The organism is Streptomyces sp. NPDC025651 (assembly GCF_055558735.1).
This window is the reverse complement of the sequence record NZ_JBVHLZ010000001.1, coordinates 687,350-707,976: the sequence shown is the minus strand read 5'-3', so window position 1 is coordinate 707,976 and position 20,627 is coordinate 687,350. Positions and strand designations below refer to the sequence as shown.

At 73.9% G+C, this 20,627-nt stretch carries 19 protein-coding genes; 8 read left to right on the top strand and 11 right to left on the bottom strand.

Features of this window, described 5'->3' with window-relative positions; translation table 11 throughout:
• Positions 1–76: 76 nt before the first annotated feature.
• The 4 genes from dnaG to ACZ4D5_RS03040 all read right to left on the bottom strand — a co-directional run bounded on the left by dnaG (position 77) and on the right by ACZ4D5_RS03040 (position 5,792).
• Complete coding sequence (gene dnaG, locus ACZ4D5_RS03055) at positions 77–1,975, bottom strand: DNA primase (RefSeq protein ID WP_467770558.1); 1,899 nt, start codon at positions 1,973–1,975, stop codon at positions 77–79.
• A 43-nt stretch (positions 1,976–2,018) separates the two neighbouring features.
• A complete protein-coding gene (locus tag ACZ4D5_RS03050) occupies positions 2,019–3,281 on the bottom strand; it encodes an NAD(P)/FAD-dependent oxidoreductase (RefSeq protein WP_467770557.1) in 1,263 nt (420 codons plus the stop codon).
• A gap of 179 nt (positions 3,282–3,460) precedes the next feature.
• Positions 3,461–4,771, bottom strand: coding sequence for a deoxyguanosinetriphosphate triphosphohydrolase (locus tag ACZ4D5_RS03045; RefSeq protein WP_467770556.1), 1,311 nt, complete (start codon positions 4,769–4,771; stop codon positions 3,461–3,463).
• 115 nt (positions 4,772–4,886) lie between these two features.
• Positions 4,887–5,792 (bottom strand): sirohydrochlorin chelatase, encoded by a 906-nt coding sequence (locus ACZ4D5_RS03040; protein ID WP_467770555.1) that lies wholly within the window; start codon positions 5,790–5,792, stop codon positions 4,887–4,889.
• Positions 5,793–5,952: 160 nt separating this feature from the next.
• Between ACZ4D5_RS03040 and ACZ4D5_RS03035 the strand changes: the two genes are divergently transcribed.
• Positions 5,953–6,699 carry a SanA/YdcF family protein gene (locus ACZ4D5_RS03035; protein ID WP_467770554.1) on the top strand — a complete coding sequence of 249 codons (747 nt, stop codon included), beginning with the start codon at positions 5,953–5,955 and terminating at the stop codon, positions 6,697–6,699.
• Between the two features lie 216 nt (positions 6,700–6,915).
• A complete protein-coding gene (locus ACZ4D5_RS03030; RefSeq protein WP_467770553.1) occupies positions 6,916–9,099 on the top strand; it encodes a molybdopterin oxidoreductase family protein in 2,184 nt (727 codons plus the stop codon).
• A gap of 40 nt (positions 9,100–9,139) precedes the next feature.
• Here the strand turns inward: ACZ4D5_RS03030 and ACZ4D5_RS03025 are convergent, their stop codons facing one another.
• The 3 genes from ACZ4D5_RS03025 to cutA all read right to left on the bottom strand — a co-directional run bounded on the left by ACZ4D5_RS03025 (position 9,140) and on the right by cutA (position 10,484).
• Positions 9,140–9,430: a DUF6355 family natural product biosynthesis protein gene (locus ACZ4D5_RS03025; protein WP_467770552.1), complete on the bottom strand. Its 291-nt coding sequence runs from the start codon at positions 9,428–9,430 to the stop codon at positions 9,140–9,142.
• 245 nt (positions 9,431–9,675) lie between these two features.
• Positions 9,676–10,122, bottom strand: a complete 447-nt coding sequence (locus ACZ4D5_RS03020) for a gamma-glutamylcyclotransferase family protein (protein WP_467770551.1) — start codon at positions 10,120–10,122, stop codon at positions 9,676–9,678.
• On the bottom strand, positions 10,119–10,484 hold the full coding sequence (cutA, locus tag ACZ4D5_RS03015) for a divalent-cation tolerance protein CutA (protein ID WP_467770550.1): 366 nt from the start codon (positions 10,482–10,484) through the stop codon (positions 10,119–10,121). The genes ACZ4D5_RS03020 and cutA overlap by 4 nt, the downstream gene beginning before the upstream one ends.
• A gap of 299 nt (positions 10,485–10,783) precedes the next feature.
• On the opposite strand from cutA, the gene ACZ4D5_RS03010 reads away from it, so the two are divergent.
• Positions 10,784–11,485, top strand: a complete 702-nt coding sequence (locus ACZ4D5_RS03010) for a hypothetical protein (RefSeq protein ID WP_467770549.1) — start codon at positions 10,784–10,786, stop codon at positions 11,483–11,485.
• A 74-nt stretch (positions 11,486–11,559) separates the two neighbouring features.
• On the top strand, positions 11,560–12,915 hold the full coding sequence (locus tag ACZ4D5_RS03005; protein ID WP_467770548.1) for an ATP-binding protein: 1,356 nt from the start codon (positions 11,560–11,562) through the stop codon (positions 12,913–12,915).
• Positions 12,916–13,008: 93 nt separating this feature from the next.
• Here the strand turns inward: ACZ4D5_RS03005 and ACZ4D5_RS03000 are convergent, their stop codons facing one another.
• On the bottom strand, positions 13,009–13,647 hold the full coding sequence (locus ACZ4D5_RS03000) for an NADPH-dependent FMN reductase (protein WP_467770547.1): 639 nt from the start codon (positions 13,645–13,647) through the stop codon (positions 13,009–13,011).
• 63 nt (positions 13,648–13,710) lie between these two features.
• Between ACZ4D5_RS03000 and soxR the strand changes: the two genes are divergently transcribed.
• The 3 genes from soxR (at position 13,711) to ACZ4D5_RS02985 (ending at position 16,289) form a co-directional block, all read left to right on the top strand.
• The gene (gene soxR, locus ACZ4D5_RS02995) at positions 13,711–14,286 is read left to right on the top strand and encodes a redox-sensitive transcriptional activator SoxR (RefSeq protein WP_467770546.1); all 576 of its coding nucleotides are present in this window, start codon (positions 13,711–13,713) and stop codon (positions 14,284–14,286) included.
• A gap of 617 nt (positions 14,287–14,903) precedes the next feature.
• Complete coding sequence (locus ACZ4D5_RS02990; protein WP_467770545.1) at positions 14,904–15,464, top strand: hypothetical protein; 561 nt, start codon at positions 14,904–14,906, stop codon at positions 15,462–15,464.
• A 126-nt stretch (positions 15,465–15,590) separates the two neighbouring features.
• Positions 15,591–16,289, top strand: coding sequence for a class F sortase (locus ACZ4D5_RS02985; RefSeq protein WP_467771476.1), 699 nt, complete (start codon positions 15,591–15,593; stop codon positions 16,287–16,289).
• A gap of 9 nt (positions 16,290–16,298) precedes the next feature.
• Here the strand turns inward: ACZ4D5_RS02985 and ACZ4D5_RS02980 are convergent, their stop codons facing one another.
• The 3 genes from ACZ4D5_RS02980 to ACZ4D5_RS02970 form a co-directional block, all read right to left on the bottom strand.
• Entirely contained in the window at positions 16,299–17,081 is a 783-nt protein-coding gene (locus ACZ4D5_RS02980) for a sulfite exporter TauE/SafE family protein (RefSeq protein ID WP_467770544.1), read from the bottom strand.
• Positions 17,082–17,270: 189 nt separating this feature from the next.
• On the bottom strand, positions 17,271–17,462 hold the full coding sequence (locus tag ACZ4D5_RS02975) for a hypothetical protein (RefSeq protein WP_467770543.1): 192 nt from the start codon (positions 17,460–17,462) through the stop codon (positions 17,271–17,273).
• Between the two features lie 24 nt (positions 17,463–17,486).
• Positions 17,487–18,758 carry a ferredoxin reductase family protein gene (locus tag ACZ4D5_RS02970; protein WP_467770542.1) on the bottom strand — a complete coding sequence of 424 codons (1,272 nt, stop codon included), beginning with the start codon at positions 18,756–18,758 and terminating at the stop codon, positions 17,487–17,489.
• 593 nt (positions 18,759–19,351) lie between these two features.
• Between ACZ4D5_RS02970 and ACZ4D5_RS02965 the strand changes: the two genes are divergently transcribed.
• Entirely contained in the window at positions 19,352–20,626 is a 1,275-nt protein-coding gene (locus ACZ4D5_RS02965; protein ID WP_467770541.1) for an NAD(P)/FAD-dependent oxidoreductase, read from the top strand.
• Position 20,627: the final 1 nt, after the last annotated feature.

The following is a 20,627-nucleotide window of genomic DNA, read 5'->3' as shown; positions in this document are numbered from 1 at the left end:
CGGTCCGTGACCGCCCGGTTACCCGTCGGGTAGCCCTTGGCCCCAGGCTGAACCCCGGAAAGGGCCTCCGGGTGCCTCAGAGGGCGTCGGCGCCCCGCTCGCGCAGCGCCTGGCCGTACTGCTGGAGGATCCACAACTCGTTCTGGACGGCGGCCAGATGCTGGGGGTCGCCGCCCGCGCCGAGCCGGGCGAGGCTGCCCTGGACGTCCCTGATGCGGCGGTCCACGGCGCGCAGGCGGACCTGGACGAGCTGGATGCCCGCGTACACCTCGTCGACCGTCTTGCGCAGGATCGCCTCGACGGCGAGCTCGGTGACCATGGAGCGGACCGCGTCGTCCGGCGCGGCGTCCCGGACGCGGACCAGGTACTCCTGCGGGTCCTGCGCGCCGAGTTCGGCGCCGCCCGCCTCCTCGACGGCGCGGCGCACCGCGGCGTAGGGCGGGGCGGTGAACTCGTCCACCCCGTACGCGTCGAAGGCCGGGGAGACCAGCTCGGGGCGCTGCAGGGCCAGTTTGAGCAGCTCGCGCTCGGTGCGGTGGGCGGGGCTGCGCAGGGTGAGGGCGGGGCCGCTGAAGCCCTGGGGCCCGCTCTCGTACGAGGGTGTGGTGCGCTGGGGGGCCGGGGCGGGGCCCTTGCCGCCGCGGTCGCGGGCCCAACGGGCCAGCTGGGCGACGCGCTTGACCACGAACTGGGTGTCGAGGATGCCGAGCATGCCGGCGAGCTGGACGGCGACCTCGTGCTGCGCGCCGCTGTTCTTGATGCGGGCCACGACGGGCGCGGCCTCGTCCAGGGCGGCGGCGCGGCCGGCGGGGGTCTCCAGGTCGTACCGGGCGACGATCTGGCGCAGGGCGAACTCGAAGAGCGGCGTGCGGGGTTCGACCAGGTCGGCGACTGCCGCGTCGCCCTTGGCGAGGCGCAGTTCGCAGGGGTCCATGCCGTCGGGGGCGATGGCGATGTACGTCTCGGCGGCGAACTTCTGGTCGTCCTCGAAGGCGCGCAGGGCGGCCTTCTGGCCCGCCGCGTCGCCGTCGAAGGTGAAGATCACCCGGGCCGAGCCGTTGTCCATCAACAGGCGGCGGAGGATCTTGATGTGGTCGCCGCCGAAGGCCGTGCCACAGGTCGCGATGGCGGTGGTGATGCCCGCGAGGTGGCAGGCCATCACGTCGGTGTAGCCCTCGACGACGACGGCGCGGCTGGACTTGGCGATCTCCTTCTTGGCCAGGTCGATGCCGTACAGGACCTGGGACTTCTTGTAGATCGCCGTCTCGGGGGTGTTCAGGTACTTCGGGCCGTTGTCGTCGTCGCGGAGCTTGCGGGCGCCGAAGCCGACCACGTCGCCGCCGATGTCGCGGATGGGCCACATCAGGCGGCCGCGGAAGCGGTCGATGGGGCCGCGGCGGCCCTCCTGGGAGAGGCCGGAGAGGGTCAGCTCCTTGTCGGTGAAGCCCTTGCCGCGCAGATAGCGGGTGAGGTGGTCCCAGCCCGCCGGGCTGTAGCCCACGCCGAAGTGCGCGGCGGCGGCCTGGTCGAAGCCGCGCTCGGCGAGGAACGTGCGGCCGATCTCGGCCTCGGCGCTCTCCAGCTGCTCCACGTAGAACTGCGCGGCGATCTTGTGGGCCTCGACCAGGCGGATGCGCTCACCGCGCTGGTGGGCGGGGTTGTACCCGCCCTCCTCGTACCGCAACGTGATGCCCGCCTGGGCGGCGAGGCGCTCGACCGTCTCCGAGAAGGTGAGGTGGTCGATCTTCATCACGAAGGCGATCGTGTCGCCGCCTTCCTGGCAGCCGAAGCAGTGGAAGAGACCCTTGCTCGGGCTGACCTGGAAGGACGGGGACTTCTCGTCGTGGAAGGGGCACAGGCCCTTGAGGTTTCCGCCCCCCGCGTTGCGCAGCTGGAGGTAGTCGGAGACCACGGCGTCGATCGGGACCGCGTCCCGAACCGCCTTCACGTCTTCGTCATTGATCCTGCCTGCCACGTAGGAATACTACGGCTCCCCTGTGACACTCACGCCCGGCCCGTCACGACAGCAGCGACGCCAGCGGGGTCGAGGGGTCCGCGAGGGCGTCCGGGTCGGGGCGCGCGCCCTGCCGGATCAGCTGCTGGACGGTCTCGGTGACGTCCCACACATTCACGTTCATGCCCGCGAGGACCTGCCCGTCGCGCAGCCAGAAGGCGATGAACTCCCGCTTGCCCGCGTCGCCCCGGACCACCACCTGGTCGTACGTCCCCGGGGGCGCCCAGCCCGAGTACTCCAGGCCCACGTCGTACTGGTCGGAGAAGAAGTAGGGGACGCGGTCGTAACGGACGTCCTGGCCGAGCATGGCGCGGGCGGCGGCGGGGCCGCCGTTGAGGGCGTTCGCCCAGTGCTCCACGCGCAGCCTGCTGTCGAAGAGCGGGTGGTGGACGGCGGCCACGTCGCCCGCCGCGTAGATGTCGGGGTCCGAGGTGCGCAGGGAGGCGTCGACGGCGATGCCGCCGCCGTGCGCGCGGTCGACCAGGGCGAGGCCCGCGGACTCGGCGAGGGCGGTGCGCGGGGCCGCGCCGATCGCGGCGAGCACGTCGTGCGCCGGGTGCTCCTCGCCGTCGTCGGTGTGCACGGCGAGGACCATGCCGTCCTGCCCCGCGATCTCGGTGAGCCGCGCGCCGAAGTGGAAGCGGACGCCGCGCTCGGCGTGCAGGTCGGCGAACATCTGGCCGACCTCGGGGCCGAGGACGGCGTGCAGCGGGGTGGCCTCGGGTTCGACGACGGTGACCTCCGCGCCGTACTCCCTGGCGGCCGCGGCGACCTCCAGGCCGATCCAGCCCGCGCCGGCGATCACCAGGTGGCCGTTGTCCCTGCCGAGGGCGGCGAGCACGTGGCGGAGGCGGTCGGCGTGCGCGAGGCGGCGCAGGTGGTGGACGCCGGCGAGGCCGGTGCCGGGGACGTCGAGGCGGCGGGGCTCGGCTCCGGTGACGAGCAGCAGCTTGTCGTAGTGGATGACGGTGCCCTCGCCCAGGCGCACGGCCTTGGCGGCGCGGTCGATGGAGACGACGGTCTGGCCGAGGTGGAGTTCGACGTCGGCCTGCGCGTACCACCCCGGTTCGTGGACGAAGACGCTGTCGCGGTCCTCCTTGCCCAGGAGGTAGCCCTTGGACAGGGGCGGGCGCTCGTAGGGGTGGTCCCGCTCGTCACCGATGAGGATCACCCTGCCGGTGAAGCCCTCGGAGCGGAGGGTCTCGGCCGCCTTGGCGCCGGCCAGACCTCCTCCGACAATGACGAACGTCTGATCCGCGTCGACCACTTGATGCCTCCTTGCCAGGGGGTACCGGGGGCATACCCCGGAAGAACACAGCGTTGCCACATGCCTTGCGCCACAGGGAGCGTCCCGCACGGAGCGTGATGGGGGAAGGGGGCGTGGCCCCAACTGGCCACATCTCGTCACGCCCTGTGGTCACTCCATGGTCACTTACCGTCGTTTCACTAGGGCCTCGCCGTCAGCCGGGTGTGCAGGGCGCGGGCCGCGGCGTCCGTGAGGGACGCGATCTGGTCGACCACGACGCGCTGGGCCGCGCGGTCGTCGGGCGCCGCGTCGTACAGCGCGCGGAACTGCGGGTCGAGGCCGTCGGGGGCGCGCGCGGTGAGCGCCTCGGCGAGCTCGGCGACGACGATGCGCTGGTCGGCGCGGAGCCGCTCCTGCGCGGGGCGCTGCATCACATAGCGGTCGGCGACGGCCTTGAGTACCGCGCACTCGTGCCGCGCCTCGCGCGGGACGACGAGCTCGGCGGCGTACCGCGTGAGGCGGCCCCTGCCGTACCGCGCGCGGGTGGCGGTCTCCGCGGCCAGGCAGAAGCGGCCGATGAGCTGGCTGGTGGCGTCCTTCAACCGGGCCTGGGCGACGGCCGAGCCGTCGTACCCGTGCGGCCACCACTCCTGGTCCAGGAGGCGGTCCAGGGCCTGGGCGAGCTCTTCGGGGTCGGTGTCCTCGGGCACGTAGCGTCCGAGGGCTACCGCGTAGATGTCGCGGCGCTCGGGCTCCGCGTGCAGGGCGTTGGGGTCGATGTGCCCGGCGTGCAGGCCGTCCTCGAAGTCGTGGACCGAGTACGCGACGTCGTCCGACCAGTCCATGATCTGCGCCTCGAAGCAGGTGCGCTGGCCCGGGGCCTCCTTGCGGACCCAGTCGAACACCGGCCGGTCGTCCTCGTAGACACCGAACTTGGGCGAATCGGGGTCGGTGGGGTGGGCGCCGCGCGGCCAGGGGTACTTGGTGGCGGCGTCGAGGGCGGCGCGGGTGAGGTTGAGGCCGACGCTGACGAGTTCGTCGGTGGACTCGGAGCGGACGAAGCGCTTGGGCTCGATGCGGGTGAGGAGCCTGAGCGACTGGGCGTTGCCCTCGAAGCCGCCGCAGTCGCGGGCCACTTCGTTCAGCGCCTGTTCGCCGTTGTGCCCGAAGGGCGGGTGGCCCAGGTCGTGGGAGAGGCAGGCCGTCTCCACCAGGTCGGGGTCGCAGCCGAGGGCCGCGCCCAGCTCGCGGCCGACCTGGGCGCATTCCAGGGAGTGCGTCAGGCGGGTGCGGGCGCTGGCGTCCCAGGCCTGGCTTCGCGTGCCGGGCGTGACGACCTGGGTCTTCCCCGCGAGGCGGCGCAGCGCCGCGGAGTGCAGGACGCGCGCGCGGTCGCGCTGGAACGCCGTACGCCCCGGCCTCTTGTCGGGCTCGGCGGCCCATCGCTCGACGGCCGCCTCGTCATAGGCGCCATAGGCGTCGTATCGCGCGTTCGGTGCTGTGCCTTCCATGCACCGACAGTAGACGCAAGGAGTGACAAAGGGGGCTTCGGGCCCTCGGTTCCGGCCGCTCTCGGTAAGCGCCCGGTTCCGGCCGTCCGGGCCCGTTTCCGGAGCCGGCCCCGCGTCAGACCGCCGTGAGGCGGCGCTGTTCGGCGCGGGGCGGGGCGGCGCACGCCTGGTCGTAGCGGTGCAGGACGAGGCGCGCGAGGGTGGGGTGGGCGCCGAGGGGGGCCGACGCGATCCACGGGGCGGCCTCGGCGCTCTGGGTGGCGAAGCGGCCCTGCGCGGTGAAGTACGCGGCGACGGCGGCGCGGTGGCGGCCCTGTGCGGCCAGCGCGGCGAGGGCGTCCGGCACGGAGCGCGGGCAGGCCGCGGTGGGTGCCGCGTAGGCGGGCACGACGGGGACGCCCAGGCGTGCGGCGAGCAGCTCCGCGGCGGCCTCGGTGTCGGCGGCGGACTCCGGGTCGCGGGAGCCCGCGGCGGCCAGGACCACCGCGTGCCGGCGGCGGGCGGCCGGGCCCGGGGTCCGCGCGGGCCAGCCCGCTTCGACGAGCCGGGAGTGCAGTGCCTCGGCGAGCAGCGGGTGGGGGCCGAGCGGGGCGGCGACCCGGGTGTCGACGTGGGGCGCGCCCGCGGCGGCCCCGGGTAGGTCGCGCTTGACGTGCTGGCCGCGGCCGAAGAGCAGCGGCACGAGGACGGCGCGGCCGCCGGGGTGTGCGGCGAGGGTGTCGGTGAGCAGCGGTTCGTTCAGCTCGATGTGGCCCGGGCGGACGGCGAGGCCGGGCCGCAGCGCGCGGATCCGTTCGGCGAGGGCCGTGACGGTGACGAGGGCGCGCGGGTCGCGGCTGCCGTGGGCGACCAGGACGAGGGTGGGGCGGGGGGCGGGGCGGGGTCCGGGGCGGCGTCTGCCGCTGGGTGACACGAGGCTGAGCTGGGTGCCGAGCTGGCTGGTGATGCGGTCCATGAGTTGCGCCGTACTGTCGAGGTGAGTGCTGCCGGACTCGTCGTGAAGAGGGGTCGACGGCGTCATGGACCGAGGATGGCCGGGGCGTGTTGCGGGGGCGTTGCGCGGCGGTGACGGCTGTTTTCCCAGGTCTCACGGCTCGGCACGGCGCGTTGTCAGTGGGGTCGCTTACGGTGGTGGCAGTGATCGGACCGGGGGAGGTCCGGTGGGGTACGGGGGCGATGGCATGGAACGCACGGGGTGGGCAAGGCGGTTGAGGCCGCGGGCGCCGTGGCTGCGGCGGGAGCGGTCGGTCCGGCTGCCGTGGTCGGTCCGGCTGCCGCGGACGGCGAAGGGGCGGCGCCGTGCCGTGCAGGCGGTGATGGCGCTGTGCGTGCTCGCGTTGCTGCCCGCGACCTGGCTGTTCGTGTCGACGGACGACAGGGTCGGGACGGTCGACGACGCGCCGCGCACCCGGGTCGCGATGGTGTTCGGGGCCGGGCTGTGGAAGGGCGAGCCGTCGCCGTACCTCGCCCACCGCCTCGACGCGGCGGCCGAGTTGTACCGCACGGGCCGGATAGAGGTCGTCCTGGTCACGGGCGACAACAGCCGCGAGGACTACGACGAACCGGACGCCATGCGCGCCTACCTGAAGAAGCACGGCGTGCCGGGGCGCCGGATCGTGAGTGATTACGCCGGGTTCGACACCTGGGACTCCTGCGTCCGCGCCAAGAAGATCTTCGGCGTCGACCGGGCGGTCCTGATCAGCCAGGGCTTCCACATACGCAGGGCGGTCGCGCTGTGCGGCGCGGCGGGCGTCTCGTCGTACGGCGTCGGGGTGGACGCCGTGCACGACGCGACCTGGTACTACGGCGGCGCGCGGGAGGTGTTCGCCGCGGGCAAGGCGGCGATCGACGCGGTGTTCCAACCGGATCCGCACTTCCTCGGGGCGAAGGAGTCCGGCGTGGACCGGGCACTGTCGGCACCCCGCTAGCGCGCGGGGAACTGCGCGCTCAGCACGCGAAAAGCCGCAGTCGCGTCTGCCGGGTCGCTGGGCAGACGCGACTGCGGGTCCTGGTCCGTCCTCGCGCAGTTCCCCGCGCCCCTGAAGGGGCTCACAGCGGGGTCCGGGACTCGCTGAGGTCGGCTTACCTCGCGCGTAACGCGATCGCGCAGGGGCATGTAACACGCACGGCGGAGCCTGAACCACATGCACTCCACGGCGACTGAGACCCACTGCCCGTACTGCGCGCTGCAATGCGGAATGAGGCTGACGGCAAGCCCGGGCGGCACCGTGGAGGTCGTGGAGCGCCCCGGGTTCCCCGTCAACAAAGGGGCCCTGTGCGGCAAGGGCCGCACCGCGCCCGCCGTGCTCTCCTCCCGGGTGCGTCTGACGGAGCCATTCGTCCGATCCCACGCCACGGGCAGGCTCACGCCGGCCACCTGGGAGGAGGCCCTCGACCGGATCGCCGACGGGCTTTCCCGCACGCGTACGGAACAGGGCGCGGACGCGTGCGGGGTGTTCGGCGGGGGCGGTCTGACCAACGAGAAGGCGTACGCGCTGGGGAAGTTCGCGCGCGTGGTGCTCGGCACGTCGCAGATCGACTACAACGGACGGTTCTGCATGTCGTCGGCCGCGGCGGCCGGGCAGCGGGCGTTCGGACTGGACCGGGGGCTGCCGTTCCCGCTGGAGGACGTTCCGCGGACCGGCTGCGTGATCCTCGTCGGGTCGAACCTCGCCGAGACGATGCCGCCCGCGCTGCGGTATCTCACGGAACTCCGGGAGAACGGCGGGACGTTGATCGTCGTGGACCCCCGGCGGACACGGACCGCCGAGCAGGCCGACCTCCACCTGGCGCCGCGCCCCGGCACGGACCTCGCGCTGGCGCTCGGCCTGCTGCACCTGGTCGTGGCGGAGGGGCGCACGGACGAGGCGTTCATCGAGGAGCGGACCAGCGGCTGGGACCAGGCGCGGGCGGCGGCGATGGCGCACTGGCCCGAGCACGTCGAGCGGATCACCGGCGTGCCGGTGCCCCGACTGCGCGATGCCGTACGTCTGTTCTGCGACGCCGAGGCCGCGATGGTGCTCACCGCGCGGGGGCCCGAGCAGCAGTCCAAGGGGACGGACACCGTCGGGGCGTGGATCAACCTGTGCCTCGCCACGGGGAACGCCGGGCGGCCCCTGTCCGGATACGGCTGCCTCACCGGGCAGGGCAACGGGCAGGGCGGGCGCGAACACGGCCAGAAGGCCGACCAGTTGCCGGGCTACCGCAAGCTGACGGACCCCGCGGCGCGGGCGCACGTGGCGGGGGTCTGGGGCGTGGACCCCGACTCGCTGCCGGGCCCCGGCAGGTCGGCGTACGAACTGCTCGACGCGCTCGGCGGGGACATCAAGGCACTGCTCCTGATGGGTTCCAACCCCGTCGTCTCCGCGCCCCGGGCCGCGCACGTGGAGGAGCGGCTGCGCTCGCTCGACTTCCTCGCGGTGGCGGACGTGGTCCTGTCGGAGACGGCCCAACTGGCGGACGTGGTCCTGCCGGTGACGCAGTGGGCGGAGGAGACGGGAACGGTGACGAACCTGGAGGGCCGCGTACTGCTGCGCCGCCGAGCGGTGTCCGCGCCCCCCGGCGTCCGCAGCGACCTGGACGTCCTGCACGGCCTCGCGTCCCGCCTGGGCCACGGCAAGGGATTCCCCACGGACCCGGAGGAGGTCTTCGAGGAACTGCGCCGAGCGAGCGCGGGCGGACCGGCGGACTACTCGGGCATCTCGTACGCACGGTTGAGGGAGCGGGACGGGGAGGGAGTGTTCTGGCCGTGCCCCGACACCGGGGGCGGCGCGGCGACTGAGCCCATCGGAGGCGGTGCGGCGGCGGGGGCCGCCGGGGCCGCCGGGAGCGGGGCAGTTGTCAGCGATGCCGTGGAAGTGCGTCACCCCGGGACCCCGCGGCTGTTTCTCGACCGGTTCGCCACCGGGGACGGGCGGGCCCGGTTCGTGTCCGCCGTCCATCGGGCCGCCGCCGAGGAGACGGATGCCGAGTATCCCGTGCTGCTCACCACCGGGCGGGTGCTCGCGCAGTATCAGTCGGGGGCCCAGACGCGGCGGGTGGAGGAGCTCAACGCCGCCGCTCCGGGGCCGTTCGTGGAGCTGCATCCGCGGCTCGCGGCACGGCTCGGGGTCGTCGAGGGCGAGGCGGTCCTTGTCGTCTCGCGGCGCGGCCGGGCGGTGGCTCCGGCGCGGGTCACCTCGGCGATCCGCTCGGACACCGTGTTCATGCCGTTCCACTGGCCGGGCGAGGGACGTGCCAACTCCCTGACCCACCCCGCCCTCGACCCCGTGTCGCGGATGCCGGAGTTCAAGGTGTGCGCCGTACGCCTCGAGCGGGCCCAGGGCTGAGACCTGCCCCGGGCCCGCCGTCACCCGCAGGCGCCGGGGATCAGCAGAGGCGTCCCGTGTACCAGGCGCCGTCCACACCCGAGGCCGGGCCGATCCAGGTCACGCCGGGGCCCACGCACTGCTCGGAGTTCGGGCCCCAGTCGTCGATCTCGATCACGATGCGCGAGCCGTCGCTCGTGCAGTGGTTGTAGTAGGCGTCGCTGGCGGTCTCGAAGAATCCGCAGGGGTCCTTGACGGCCGCCGGTTCGGCGGAGGCCGAGGACGCCATCGACATCCCTAGGCCGAGTGCCAGGGCGCCGATGAGGGCCGGCAGGGTTCGGCGAACTCGCATGGGGCGTCTCCTTCTTGGGACAGGGTGCTTGCGCACCGCCTCGCGCACCGGCCCGTTCCGGTGCACACGGAGAGCTTCCATTCACTCACTCAGCGTAGTCACGTCATCTCGCCCGCACGAGTGATTCCCTCCATCAGATCGAGTGCACGAGCGTTTGAGCTGCGAATTCAGCCTTGTGAGGCGGCAGTTGACCCCTGTGGCACACGAGCCACCCATGGCGTCATCCGTCGCGTCCACCCGACGACTCATCCGCCGAGCCGGCGCGACGCCCAGTCGCCTCCCCCGATGACCACCCCCGAGGCCCGCAGCCCGGCCGCGACGCGCGGAGCCGCCACATAGACCCAGGCGCGCACCGCTCCCCCACCCCCGCCCGGACGGACCACGTAGCGCACGACCCGCTCGTAGAGGTTGCGGGGGTCACCGGGGACGTACTCCTCCAGGAGGTCGAGGGCGGCGAGGAGCCGGTCGTAGGCGGCGGGCAGCACGGTCACCAACTCGCCCCGCACCGGGCCCTCTTGGGGGTCCTCGACGACGTACGGATACCCGGGCCCCTCGTACAGGACCGCGCCCGGCAGCAGCGCGGGCTCCTCCACCGCGGTCCTGCCGGTCAGATACGCGGCGTGATGGGACTCCCCCGGGCGCAGCGTGCCGTACACGAAGAACGGCAGCCGGGCCGTGCCGCGCTCGGTCACCCGGCGGTCTCCTCCGCCACCCAGGCCAGATAGGCGGCGCTCCCCCGGACCACCGGCGTCGCGATGATCTCCGGGGTGTCGTAGTCGTGGGCGTCGGTGAGCCAGGCCTCCAGGGCGACGTAGCGCTCGGGGGTCGTCTTGAGCAGCACCTGCCATTCACTGGCGGTCTCGATGTCGCCCTCCCACCGGTACACGGAGGTGACGGGTCCCGAGATCTGCGCGCAGGCCGCGACCCGTTCGCGGACCGCTCCGTAGGCGAGGTCGCGCGCCTTGTGTTCGGTGTCCGTCGTGGTCAGCACGGTCAGCGCCCGCGCGCTCGGTTCGTCTTCCGCGGGCGTACGGTCCACTGGCTTACGGTCCACAGGCGTACGGTCCACGGGCTTACGGTCCATTGGCATACGCCGATTGTGCACAGCGGCGCGGCAGGGCGAGCGACCGGGACGAAGGTCCCGAACATGCCGTTTCCTTCATCTTTATCGGCAGCTGTTACACAACCTCCCGTTTTCTGTGATGCGCGGTTCCTACCGTCGAGAGCGGTGGCCGGCCCTCTGCCGAATCCCCAGTGCAGTCCCTGGGCCGGCCACCGCCACATCACCGCCCCCAGCCCTCCCCGCGTCACCACCAGCCCCTCCCCCGCCTCCACCTCGACGGTCAGTCACCCATGAACCCGTTCCTCCGCCGCCTGCTCCTCCTGGGCGCCGCCCCCTTCGCCGCCCTCGCGGTCCTCGCGCTCACCGGCTGCGGCAGCACGAACGGGCTCGGCTCCGGCGAGGCCGCGCCGTCCGTCTCCGTGCAGCCGCACCCCGAAGCGGTCTGGCCCGCGTGGTCGAGCACGTCGCGGGCGCCCGGCGCCGAGGCCAGCACGCGCCAGCCGCCCCCGCAGCCGTTGAAGGGCCTGCCGAAGGTCGGCTCGGGCGGGCTCGCCGCGATGGACGTCCACGCGATCCTGCGGGCCGATCCGCGCACCAGGCCCCTCGCCGACCGCGGGATGATCGACCGCCCGGGGCGGGCCGGGCTGCGTCCGCCGATGTTCGTGGACCTGACCGGCGACAAGAAGCCCGAGATGCTCGTGGCCGCCGACACGGAGAGCGGACGGAACGTCCTTGCCGTCTACACCGAGCGCGACGGCAAGGTCTATCCGATCCTGTTCACCTCCGGCCGCAGCGTGAGCGTGGAGACGATCGGCCCCGACCTGCTGGTGCGCACGCCCTGCGCGGAGGGCGGCGAGCAGGCCGTGCGCTTCCACTGGGACGGCGCGCGGATGTCGACCGTCAGCGACGTCAAGAACTACAAGAAGCAGCCGGATCCGACCGAGACGGCGGAGCCCGTGCCCTCCAAGTCGCCGGCCCCGGGAGGCCCGTGATGCCGCGCGTTCCCGGAGCCGGGGCCGGGGCCGGGAACGGGAACGGGAACGGGAACGGGGCCGGGACCGGTTCCGTGCGGGGCTCCGGGGCCGAAAGCGGAACCCGGACCGGACGCGGAACCCGGACCGGACGAGGCGCCGGTGCCGGTGCCGGGATCCGTGCCGCGCTCAACAGCCTCGGGCTGCGCTGGAAGATCGCCGCGCTGCTCGCCGCGGGCTGCGCGGTGGTCGCCGTCGCCATCGGTTTCCTCGTCCACCACGCCCGCCTCGACCAGGTCAGCGAGAACGCCCGTTCGGGGGCCGTGGCGCAGCTCGTGCGCGTGCGTCAGCTGTACGAGCTGACGGGGCAGGTCGACGGGGACGACACGGGCGCCGCCCTCGACGACCCCGGGCTGCCCGCGCCGCTGCGGAAGGCGGCGCTCGCCGGGGAGCGCACGACGTACCTCGACATGGCCTCGGACGACCCGTGCGTCTGGGCCGCGCGGCCGGTCGGCGACAACCCCCGCCATGTGCTGTCCATCCGCGAGTCGCTGCGCGAACAGGCCGACGAGATGGCCGAGTTCGACCGGCAGCTGATCGTTTCGGGCGCCGCGGTGGTCGGCCTCGCCGCGCTCGGCGGCGCGGGCGTGTCCAGCAGGCTCAGCCGCGAGCTGCGCACCGCGGCGGCCATCGCGCGCCGCATCAGCCAGGGCGACCTGGACGCCCGCATCGACCACCCGCGCCCGCCCGGCGTGCGGCACGGCAAGGACGAGGTGGCCGAACTGGCCACCGCCGTCGACACGATGGCCGCCTCCCTGCAGCAGCGCCTGGAGGCCGAGCAGCGCTTCACCGCGGACGTCGCGCACGAGCTGCGCACCCCGCTGACCGGGCTGCACACGGCGGCCGAGCTGCTGCCGCCGAGCCGCCCGACCGAGCTGGTGCGCGACCGGGTCTGCGCCCTGCGCACCCTCACGGAGGACCTCCTCGAAGTGGCGCGCCTGGACGCGGAGGTGGAGAAGCCGGACCTGGACGCGCACCCGCTGGGGCGGCTCGTCGAGACCATCGCGGAGCGGGCGGGCGACTCCACGGCCGGGTTCACGGCGCGGGGTACGGAGGCGGCGTACGACACGTTCGTCCGTACCGACGCGCGCCGCCTGGAGCGCATTCTGGCCAATCTCGTCGGCAACGCCCGCAAGCACGGCGAGGGCCCTGTCGAGGTGCGGGTCGACGGCACCGAGGTCACGGTCCGCGACCACGGGCCCGGCTTCCCCGAGCACCTCCTCAAGGAGGGCCCGCAGCGCTTCCAGACGGGCGTGGCGGAGCGCGGCCAGGGCACCGGGCTCGGCCTGACCATCGCGCTCGGCCAGGCCCAGGTGATCGGCGCCCGGGTGGACCTCGCCAACGCGGCGGACGGCGGGGCGGTGGCGGTCGTACGGCTGCCGAGGGCCTGACCACCACGTTCGGGACGCCTGACTCCCGTACGCCCGGCTCCCGTACGCCTGAATCCCGTACGGCCGACTCCCGTACGGCCGACTCCCATACGCCTAACTCCCGTACGCCCGGACCGCCTTGGCCGAGCGCAGGGCCCAGCCCCACCACGTCAGCTGGTCGAGCAGGGCCTTCGCGGCGGCGTCCGCGCCCGCCGGGTCACGGTGGTTGCCGTCGTCGTCGAAGAGGGCGCCGGCGTTGTGGAAGGAGACGGTGTCGCGGATGGTCACGGCGTGCAGCTCGGCGAAGACCGGGCGCAGGTGCTCGACGGCGCGCAGGCCGCCGGAGAGCCCGCCGTAGGAGACGAAGGCGACGGGCTTGGCCTGCCACTCGTCGTAGTGCCAGTCGATGAGGCTCTTCAGGGACGCCGGGTAGGAGTGGTTGTACTCGGGGGTGAGGACGACGAACGCGTCGGCGGCGGCCAGCTTCGGGGTGACCTTGCCGAGCTCGGCGGCCACGGCGTCGGACGGGCTGAAGGAGAGGGCGGTGGGCAGGTCGGACTCGGCCAGGTCGACGACGTCGAGTTCGAGGTCGGGCCGCTCGCGGACCCGGGCGTACAGCCACTCGGCGACGACCGGCCCGAAGCGGCCCTCGCGGTTGCTGCCGACGACGACGGCGACGCGGAGCGGGGCGTCCTCGCCGGGAACGCCGCCGAGGGCGGAAGATGCGGACGGGAGTGACGTGGTTTCGGTCATGCGCCAAGGCTGATAGCTCAACCATGGTTCAGGTCAAGTGCCGTCCGTGGCTACGCTGACGGGATGACCGCCTGTCTCGATCCGCACGTGAAGGAAGTCACCGTCGGCGAACTCGCCACGCGCAGCGGAGTCGCCGCGTCCGCCCTGCGGTTCTACGAACGCGAGGGGCTCATCTCCGCCCGCCGCACCTCGGGGAACCAGCGCCGCTACACCCGCGACACGCTGCGCCGGGTCGCGTTCATCCGCACCTCGCAGCGGCTCGGCATCCCGCTGGCCACGATCCGCGAGGTCCTCGGTCTGCTCCCGGAGGACCGCACGCCGACCCGCGAGGACTGGGCGAGGATCTCCGAGTGGTGGCGCGAGGACCTCGACACCCGCATCCGCACTCTCCAGCGCCTGCGCGACAACCTCACCGACTGCATCGGCTGCGGCTGCCTCTCCCTCGCCAAGTGCACCCTGTCCAACCCCTGGGACGAGCTGGGCTCACGCGGGCCGGGGGCGCGGCGCCTGGTGGAGAAGCGGGACCCGTGCGCCAAGGCAGCCCGCACGGCGGAGGAGCCGGAGGGTGGGAGTGAGGGTGAGGGAGACGGAGGCGAGACGGCTCCGGACGGCACCCCGGTACCTCAGGGCACCGCCTGACCGGTCGGCGGGACAATCGCGGGTCTGGCACGGCACTTTGGCATCGGCCGCCGGTCCGGTGCAGCGCTTTGGGATCGGCCGCCGGTCCGGTGCAGCGCTTTGGGATCGGCCGCCGGTCCGGTGCAGCACTTTGGGATCAGCCGCCCGCCCCACGCAGCGCTCTGGGATCAGCCGCCGACCCCACACAGCACTCCGGGGCCAGTCACCGGCCCCGTGCGGCGCTCCGGGACCAGCCGCCCGCCCCACACAGCACTCCGGGTCCAGCCACCGGCCCCACACAGCGCTTTGAGGCCAGTCGTCCGCCCCACGCAGCGCTCTGGGGCGGTCGCCCGCCCCGTGCGGTGCCTTGCGGTCGGCGGCAGCGGGTCGGTTGCCTTCACCCATTCACAGCCCCCACGCGCACCCTTCCGCCCATCCCCCTCCGTACGCCCATGACCTGCTGTAACGCCCCCTCCGTCGTGTCAGGGGGCGCTCGTTCCGCAGGTTTCTGATGGACCATCAGGAGGCGTGCTCCGCCGAGTGCCACTTACCTCGGTAGGGCGGGGTGCGACCGACGCAGCGGCACTTGGGGGTGCCGCGGGCCGCGCCTTCGCGAAGGCCCTCGGAGGAACGAGCACATGCGCAACGCCCGCCTGCTGACCGGTACCGCTCTCGCCGTGGCCGCGGCGGGCGCCCTGGCCGCCCCCGCGTCCGCCGCGGCCGGCGGAGGACTCGAGGTCCATCCGGCCACCGTCACCCCGGGCTCCACCGTCACCGTGAACACCACCGCCTGCGGCTCCGGCGGAACCGCGACGGGCGACGCGAGCGCGGTGGGCGCGGGCACGTTCACGCTGGTGCCGAGCACGCACCAGGAGGACGCGATCGGGCAGTTCAAGGTGCCGCCCTCCGCGCAGCCGGGAACGTACGAGATCGTCGCGAAGTGCTCCGGATCCGACGGATCCGACGGATCCGGCCCGAAGAACAAGCAGGTCGCGGGCGATCTGATGGTCACGGTCACCTCCACCGCGGCCGCCGGGGAACGGCAGCAGCCGCACCCCAAGGGACATGTGAAGACGGGGGTCGGCGGCGCGCTCGGTCCCGACCCCGTGCAGACCGCGGCGGGAGTGGCGGCCCTGGCCGTCGCCGCCGCGGGCGGTACCTGGCTCCTGCACCGCCGGGCGAGAGGCGACAGGATCTGACGGACATCCTCCGCTGTCCACTGGTACCGCCACCCCTGCCCCCTCCCGGCCCGTGTCCCCTCGCGGGCCAGGAGGGGGACGAGGGGCAGGAACGCCCGACCCCGAGGGGGACGCCATATGCGCCGTATGCGCCGTACGCGCGGTGTACGCAGGAAGAGCGGTGCGCACAGGAAGAGCGGTGTGCGCAGGAAGGCCGGCAACGCTGTCATAGGAGCCGTCACCGCCGTGGCGCTGTGCTCCGGCGCGTGGCTGCTGCAGAGCGGCACCGAGGAGCACCCGCCGCCCCAGCCCTCCGCCGCGCAGGCCGCGTCGGCCGCCCCCGGCACCCGTGACCACGGCCCCGGCGCCCACCACGACCCCGCGCCCCTCCCCCCGTCCCCGCCCGACCGCGTGCGGATCCCCGCGATCGGCGTCGACACGCCCCTGATGGGGCTCGGCCTGACCCCGCAGGGCAGCCTCGACGTGCCGCCGCCCGAGCGCGAGAACCTCGCGGGCTGGTACGAGGCGGGCACCACGCCCGGCGAGCGCGGCACCGCCGTCGTCGCGGGCCACGTCGACAACAAGGAGGGCCCCGCCGTCTTCTACCAGCTGGGTGCGCTGCACAAGGGCCGCACGATCGAGGTCGAGCGCAGGGACGGCAGCGTGGCCGTCTTCACGGTCGACGCGAACGAGGTGTACGACGCGAAGGACTTCCCCGACGAGAAGGTGTACGGGGCCGCGCCCCGCCCCGAGCTGCGGGTGATCACCTGCGGCGGCGCGTACTCGAAGAAGACCGGCTACCAGGGCAATGTGGTGGTCTTCGCGCACCTCACCGCCGTGCGCTGAGGCGGCGGGCTACGCCACCCACTGCTCGTACGCCATCTTCAGCACGAGTCCGAAGACGGTGGTCAGCAGCACGATCCTGACGAAGCCGCTGCCCTTCTTGAGCGCCGTACGCGCGCCGAACATGCCGCCCGCGAGGTTGAAGAGGGCCATGAGCCCGGCCAGCTGCCACAGGACCGCGCCCTGCCAGGCGAACATCGCGAGGGCGCCCGCGTTGGTGCAGCAGTTGACGATCTTCGCGGTGGCGGAGGCCGAGACCAGGTCGAGGTGGAGCACCGCGGTCAGGGCGAGGACGAGGAACGTGCCGGTGCCGGGTCCGACGAGGCCGTCGTAGAAGCCGATGCCGAGGCCCGCGAGGCCGATCGCGGCGAGGATCCGCTTCGGGGAAGCGGGCTCGGCGGAGGGCGCGGTGCCGAAGGCGGGCCTGAGGATCACGAAGGCGGCGACGGCGAGAAGCACCACCATGATCACGGGCTTGAGCACCTCCGTGCTCATCCCGGCGGCGAAGAACGCGCCGCCCATCGACCCGGCGAGCGCGGCGAGGCCGATGCGGACGGCGGTGCCCACGTCGACGGGTGTCTTCCTGACGTACGTCACCGCGGCGCCCGTCGTCCCGACGATCGCGACGGCCTTGTTCGTGCCGAGGGCGTGCGCGGCGGGGGTGGATCCGGGGAGGCCGAGCAGCAGGGCGGGGAGCAGCAGCAGTCCGCCGCCGCCGACCACGGCGTCGATCCAGCCGGCCGCGAGGGCGGCGAGGCAGAGGACGACGACCGTGGTCAGGGATATGTCAGGCATGATCGCGACCTTATGGACGCGGTGATCACGCCGTCCATGGAAGCGGGGAGAGTTGAGGGTCTTCTGAGGTTGGCGGGACGCTCTTGCCCGCATGCCGAGACGAACCCTCGGGGACACCTCCGCGGCGCGCGCTGGGGACACCTCCACGACGCGCGCTTGGCGACACCTGCGCGACGCTCCCTTGCCGCGTCAAGGCGCGGCCCGAGGCTCCGGAGCCGTGGCCGGGGCGCGGTCGGGGGCCGGGGGCGCCGCCGGGTCGACGGTGAGGGCGAGCGCGGTGGCGACCAGCGCGCTCGCTCCGGCGAGGCCCGCCGCCAGTCTGCGCCTGGCCTCGCGGGTGGGGCCCCGGTCGGGGGCGACGGGTCTGCGGTGGCGTCCCATGGTCAGCTCTCTCTGGGGCTCGGCTCAGAAGGTGAAGCACTCGGCGTGGATGCGTTCCTCCGGGACCCCGGCCCGCACCAGCGCCGCGGTCGCCGCCGCGGACATGCCGGGCGGACCGCACAGGTAGACGTCGTGCTCGGCGAGGTCCGGGACCAGGTCGCGCAGGGCCTGCGGGGAAATGGGGTCTCCCCTGCCCGAGCGAAGCCGAGAGCTTGGGGAAGGGCCGAAGGCGGCGTCGGAGCGGCCGAGGAGGTAGTGCAGCCCGGCGCCCCGGCTCGCCGCGATGGCCTCCAGCTCCTCGCGCAGGACGAGCTGTTCGGCGCTGCTCGCGCGGTAGAGGAGGGTGAGGTCGCCGGGGCCGCCGGGCAGCGTCTCGAAGAGGGCCCGCAGCGGCGTGATGCCGACGCCGCCCGCGAGGAGCAGCACCTTGCGCCGGGTCCGCCGGTGGGCGGTGAGCGCGCCGAAGGGCCCGGTGGCCAGGACGCGCGTACCGGGCCGCAGGCGCCGCATCCGCCGGGTGTGGTCGCCGACCGCCTTGACGGTGATGCGGAGGGTGTCGTCGCGCACGGGCGCGGAGAGCGAGAAGGGCAGCGCGGTGTGCCAGAGCCTGCGCCGCAGGAAGCGCCAGCGGAAGAACTGCCCTGGTTCGGCCCGCAGGTGGTCGAGCCCGATGCCCTGCATGACCACGGAGACGACGCCGGGTCCTTCACTGCGTACGTCGATGACGCGCAGGCTGTGCCGGAACGCCTGCCGGACGGGCACGACCACGCGGTACCAGACGAGGAGGACGGCGACGGTGGCGTGCAGCAGGGACCAGAGCCAGAGGGTGAGGACGCCGCCCGCGACGTCGGGCCCCGCGAGCTGGTGGGCGAAGGCGAGGGCGGCGCCGAGGTGGGTGAGCAGGTGCACGGCCCGCCAGGTCTCGTGCGGGACGCGGCGGCGCACGGCGCGGGCGGAGGTGACGCCGACGGCGGCGAGCAGGGCGGTGCCGACGGTGGCGGCGGCGAGGCCGGGGTAGCCGAGCAGGTCGAGGGTGGCGTGGCCGAGGTCGGTGTCGGCGTGGGCCGCGTATCCGCACAGGGCGAGGAGGGCGTGGGCGCCGCACAGGCTCAGCACGTACCGCCCGCCGAGCGCGTGCCGCCGCGCGAGCCGGTCGGCGCCGACGCCGTGCTCGACGGCCGGGACGCGGGCCATCAGGAACAGCATGACGAGGATCCCGTACCCGGCGAGCAGCCCCGTCAGGTGCGCCCCGGTGGCGAACAGCACGTCGAGCCGGGCGGACGGCTCGACCTGCACGGCCCACACGGCGGTGACCGCGCCCGCGCCACCGAGTACTCCTGCGCGGAGGGCGCGGGGGGAGAGGCGGATCGGGGGGACGGGGGTGGTGGGCCGGGGGCGCCCCGGCCGCCCGGGCGTGCGCGGGCGTTCGCCGCCATGAACGTCATGGACCGGGTGATCACGACGAGGGCGGGCGGCACGCGCGCGTGCCGGGCGCGGCGCGGCGGGCTCGCGGGTCCGGCGCCGCCGGCCGGAGGCCCGTCCGGTCCTTGCCGGGCGCGGCGGCGTCGGCGGTACCGGCGGTACCGGTGGCGTCGGCGCAGCCGGCGGCGGCTGTTCCGTCTGGCTCAGGTAGGCGGAGAGTGCCGGGTACGCGTCGAGTCGGGGGTCGGCTGCCTCGGTGGTCACGGCGGCACACTAGGCGCCTGGGAGCGCGGCAATCGGCTGGTCAGCGGCGTATCGGTGATCCTTAAGGCGGCCTTGAGGATGGGCTCAACGGGGATTAAGCCACGAGGCCTCACAGGGGTGGCCGTCCGGCGCTGAGGGCAGCGTTCCCCACGGGAAACAGCGGCGATCCTGCCGGGTAACACCCGCCCCGCACGCTGCTGAGCATGACCACCTCAGCGCAACCGACACCTCCGGGCCCCGCACCGGGCACCGGTGTCGTGGTGATCGGCGCGGGTCTCGCCGGCACCCGCACAGCGCAGCGGCTCGGCGCCGGCACCGTCATGATCGGCGAGGAGGAGCACGCCCCCTACAACCGCGTCCTGCTCGCCGAGGTCCTCGCGGGCCGGTACGGCCCCGAGGTCATCGCCCTGCCCGGCCCGCCCGGCAGGGCACTCCGTACCCGCGCGGTCCGCGTCGACCGCGCCGAGCGCCGCGTGCACTGCGCGGACGGCACCGTCGTCCCGTACTCCACCCTCGTCCTCGCGACGGGCTCGAACCCCGTCCTGCCGCCCCTGCGCGGCCTGTTCGCGCCGGGCGCCCGTGAACTCCCCCGCGGTGTCCACGCGTTCCGGACGATGGACGACTGCCTCGCCCTGTCCGCGGCCGTCACGCCGGGCGTGCGCGTGGTCGTCATCGGCGGTGGCCTGCTGGGCGTCTCCGCCGCCCGCGCCCTGGCCCGGCGCGGCGCCCAGGTCGTCCTGACCCAGCAGGCGGAGCGGCTCATGGAGCGCCAACTCGACCCGGCGTCCTCGGAGTTGGTGCGCAGGCACCTGACGGACCTGGGCGTGGAGGTGCACACCGAGTGCCGGGTGCGCGGCGTCGGCGTCGAGGACGGCGCCGTCCGCCGCGTCGAGCTCGCCGACGGCTACGCCCTCGGCACCGATCTGACCGTCCTGGCCTGCGGCGTGCGCCCCCGCACCGGTCTGGCGCAGGCCGCCGGTCTCGACGTGCGCAAGGGCATCGTCGTGGACGACCTGCTGCGGACCTCGGACCCGCACATCCGCGCCGTCGGCGACTGCGCGGAGCACGCGGGCCGCGTCTACGGTCTGGCGACGCCCGCCGTCGAGCAGGCCGACGCGCTCGTCGAGGCCCTGGCACAAGACCGCGTGGGGCGGGACGCACGGCCCTACACCGGCTCCCGCACCCTGACCCGCCTCACCCTGTCCGGCCCCGGCACCGGTCCCGGCCCCGGCGCCCTCGACCTCGCCGCCTTCGGCGACCCCGAGCCCCGCCCCGACGACGACGTCATCCGCCTCGCCGACGCCACCCGCGGCACCTACCGCAAGGTCGTCGTCCGCGGCGGCCGGCTCGTCGGCGGCGTGCTGCTCGGCGAGCTCGGCTCGGTCGGCGCCCTGGCCCGCGCCTGGGAGGCCGAGGAGCCGCTGCCCGACGACGCAAGCCCCCTGCTCCACCTGCTCACCCCCGACGGAGGCCGCTGAC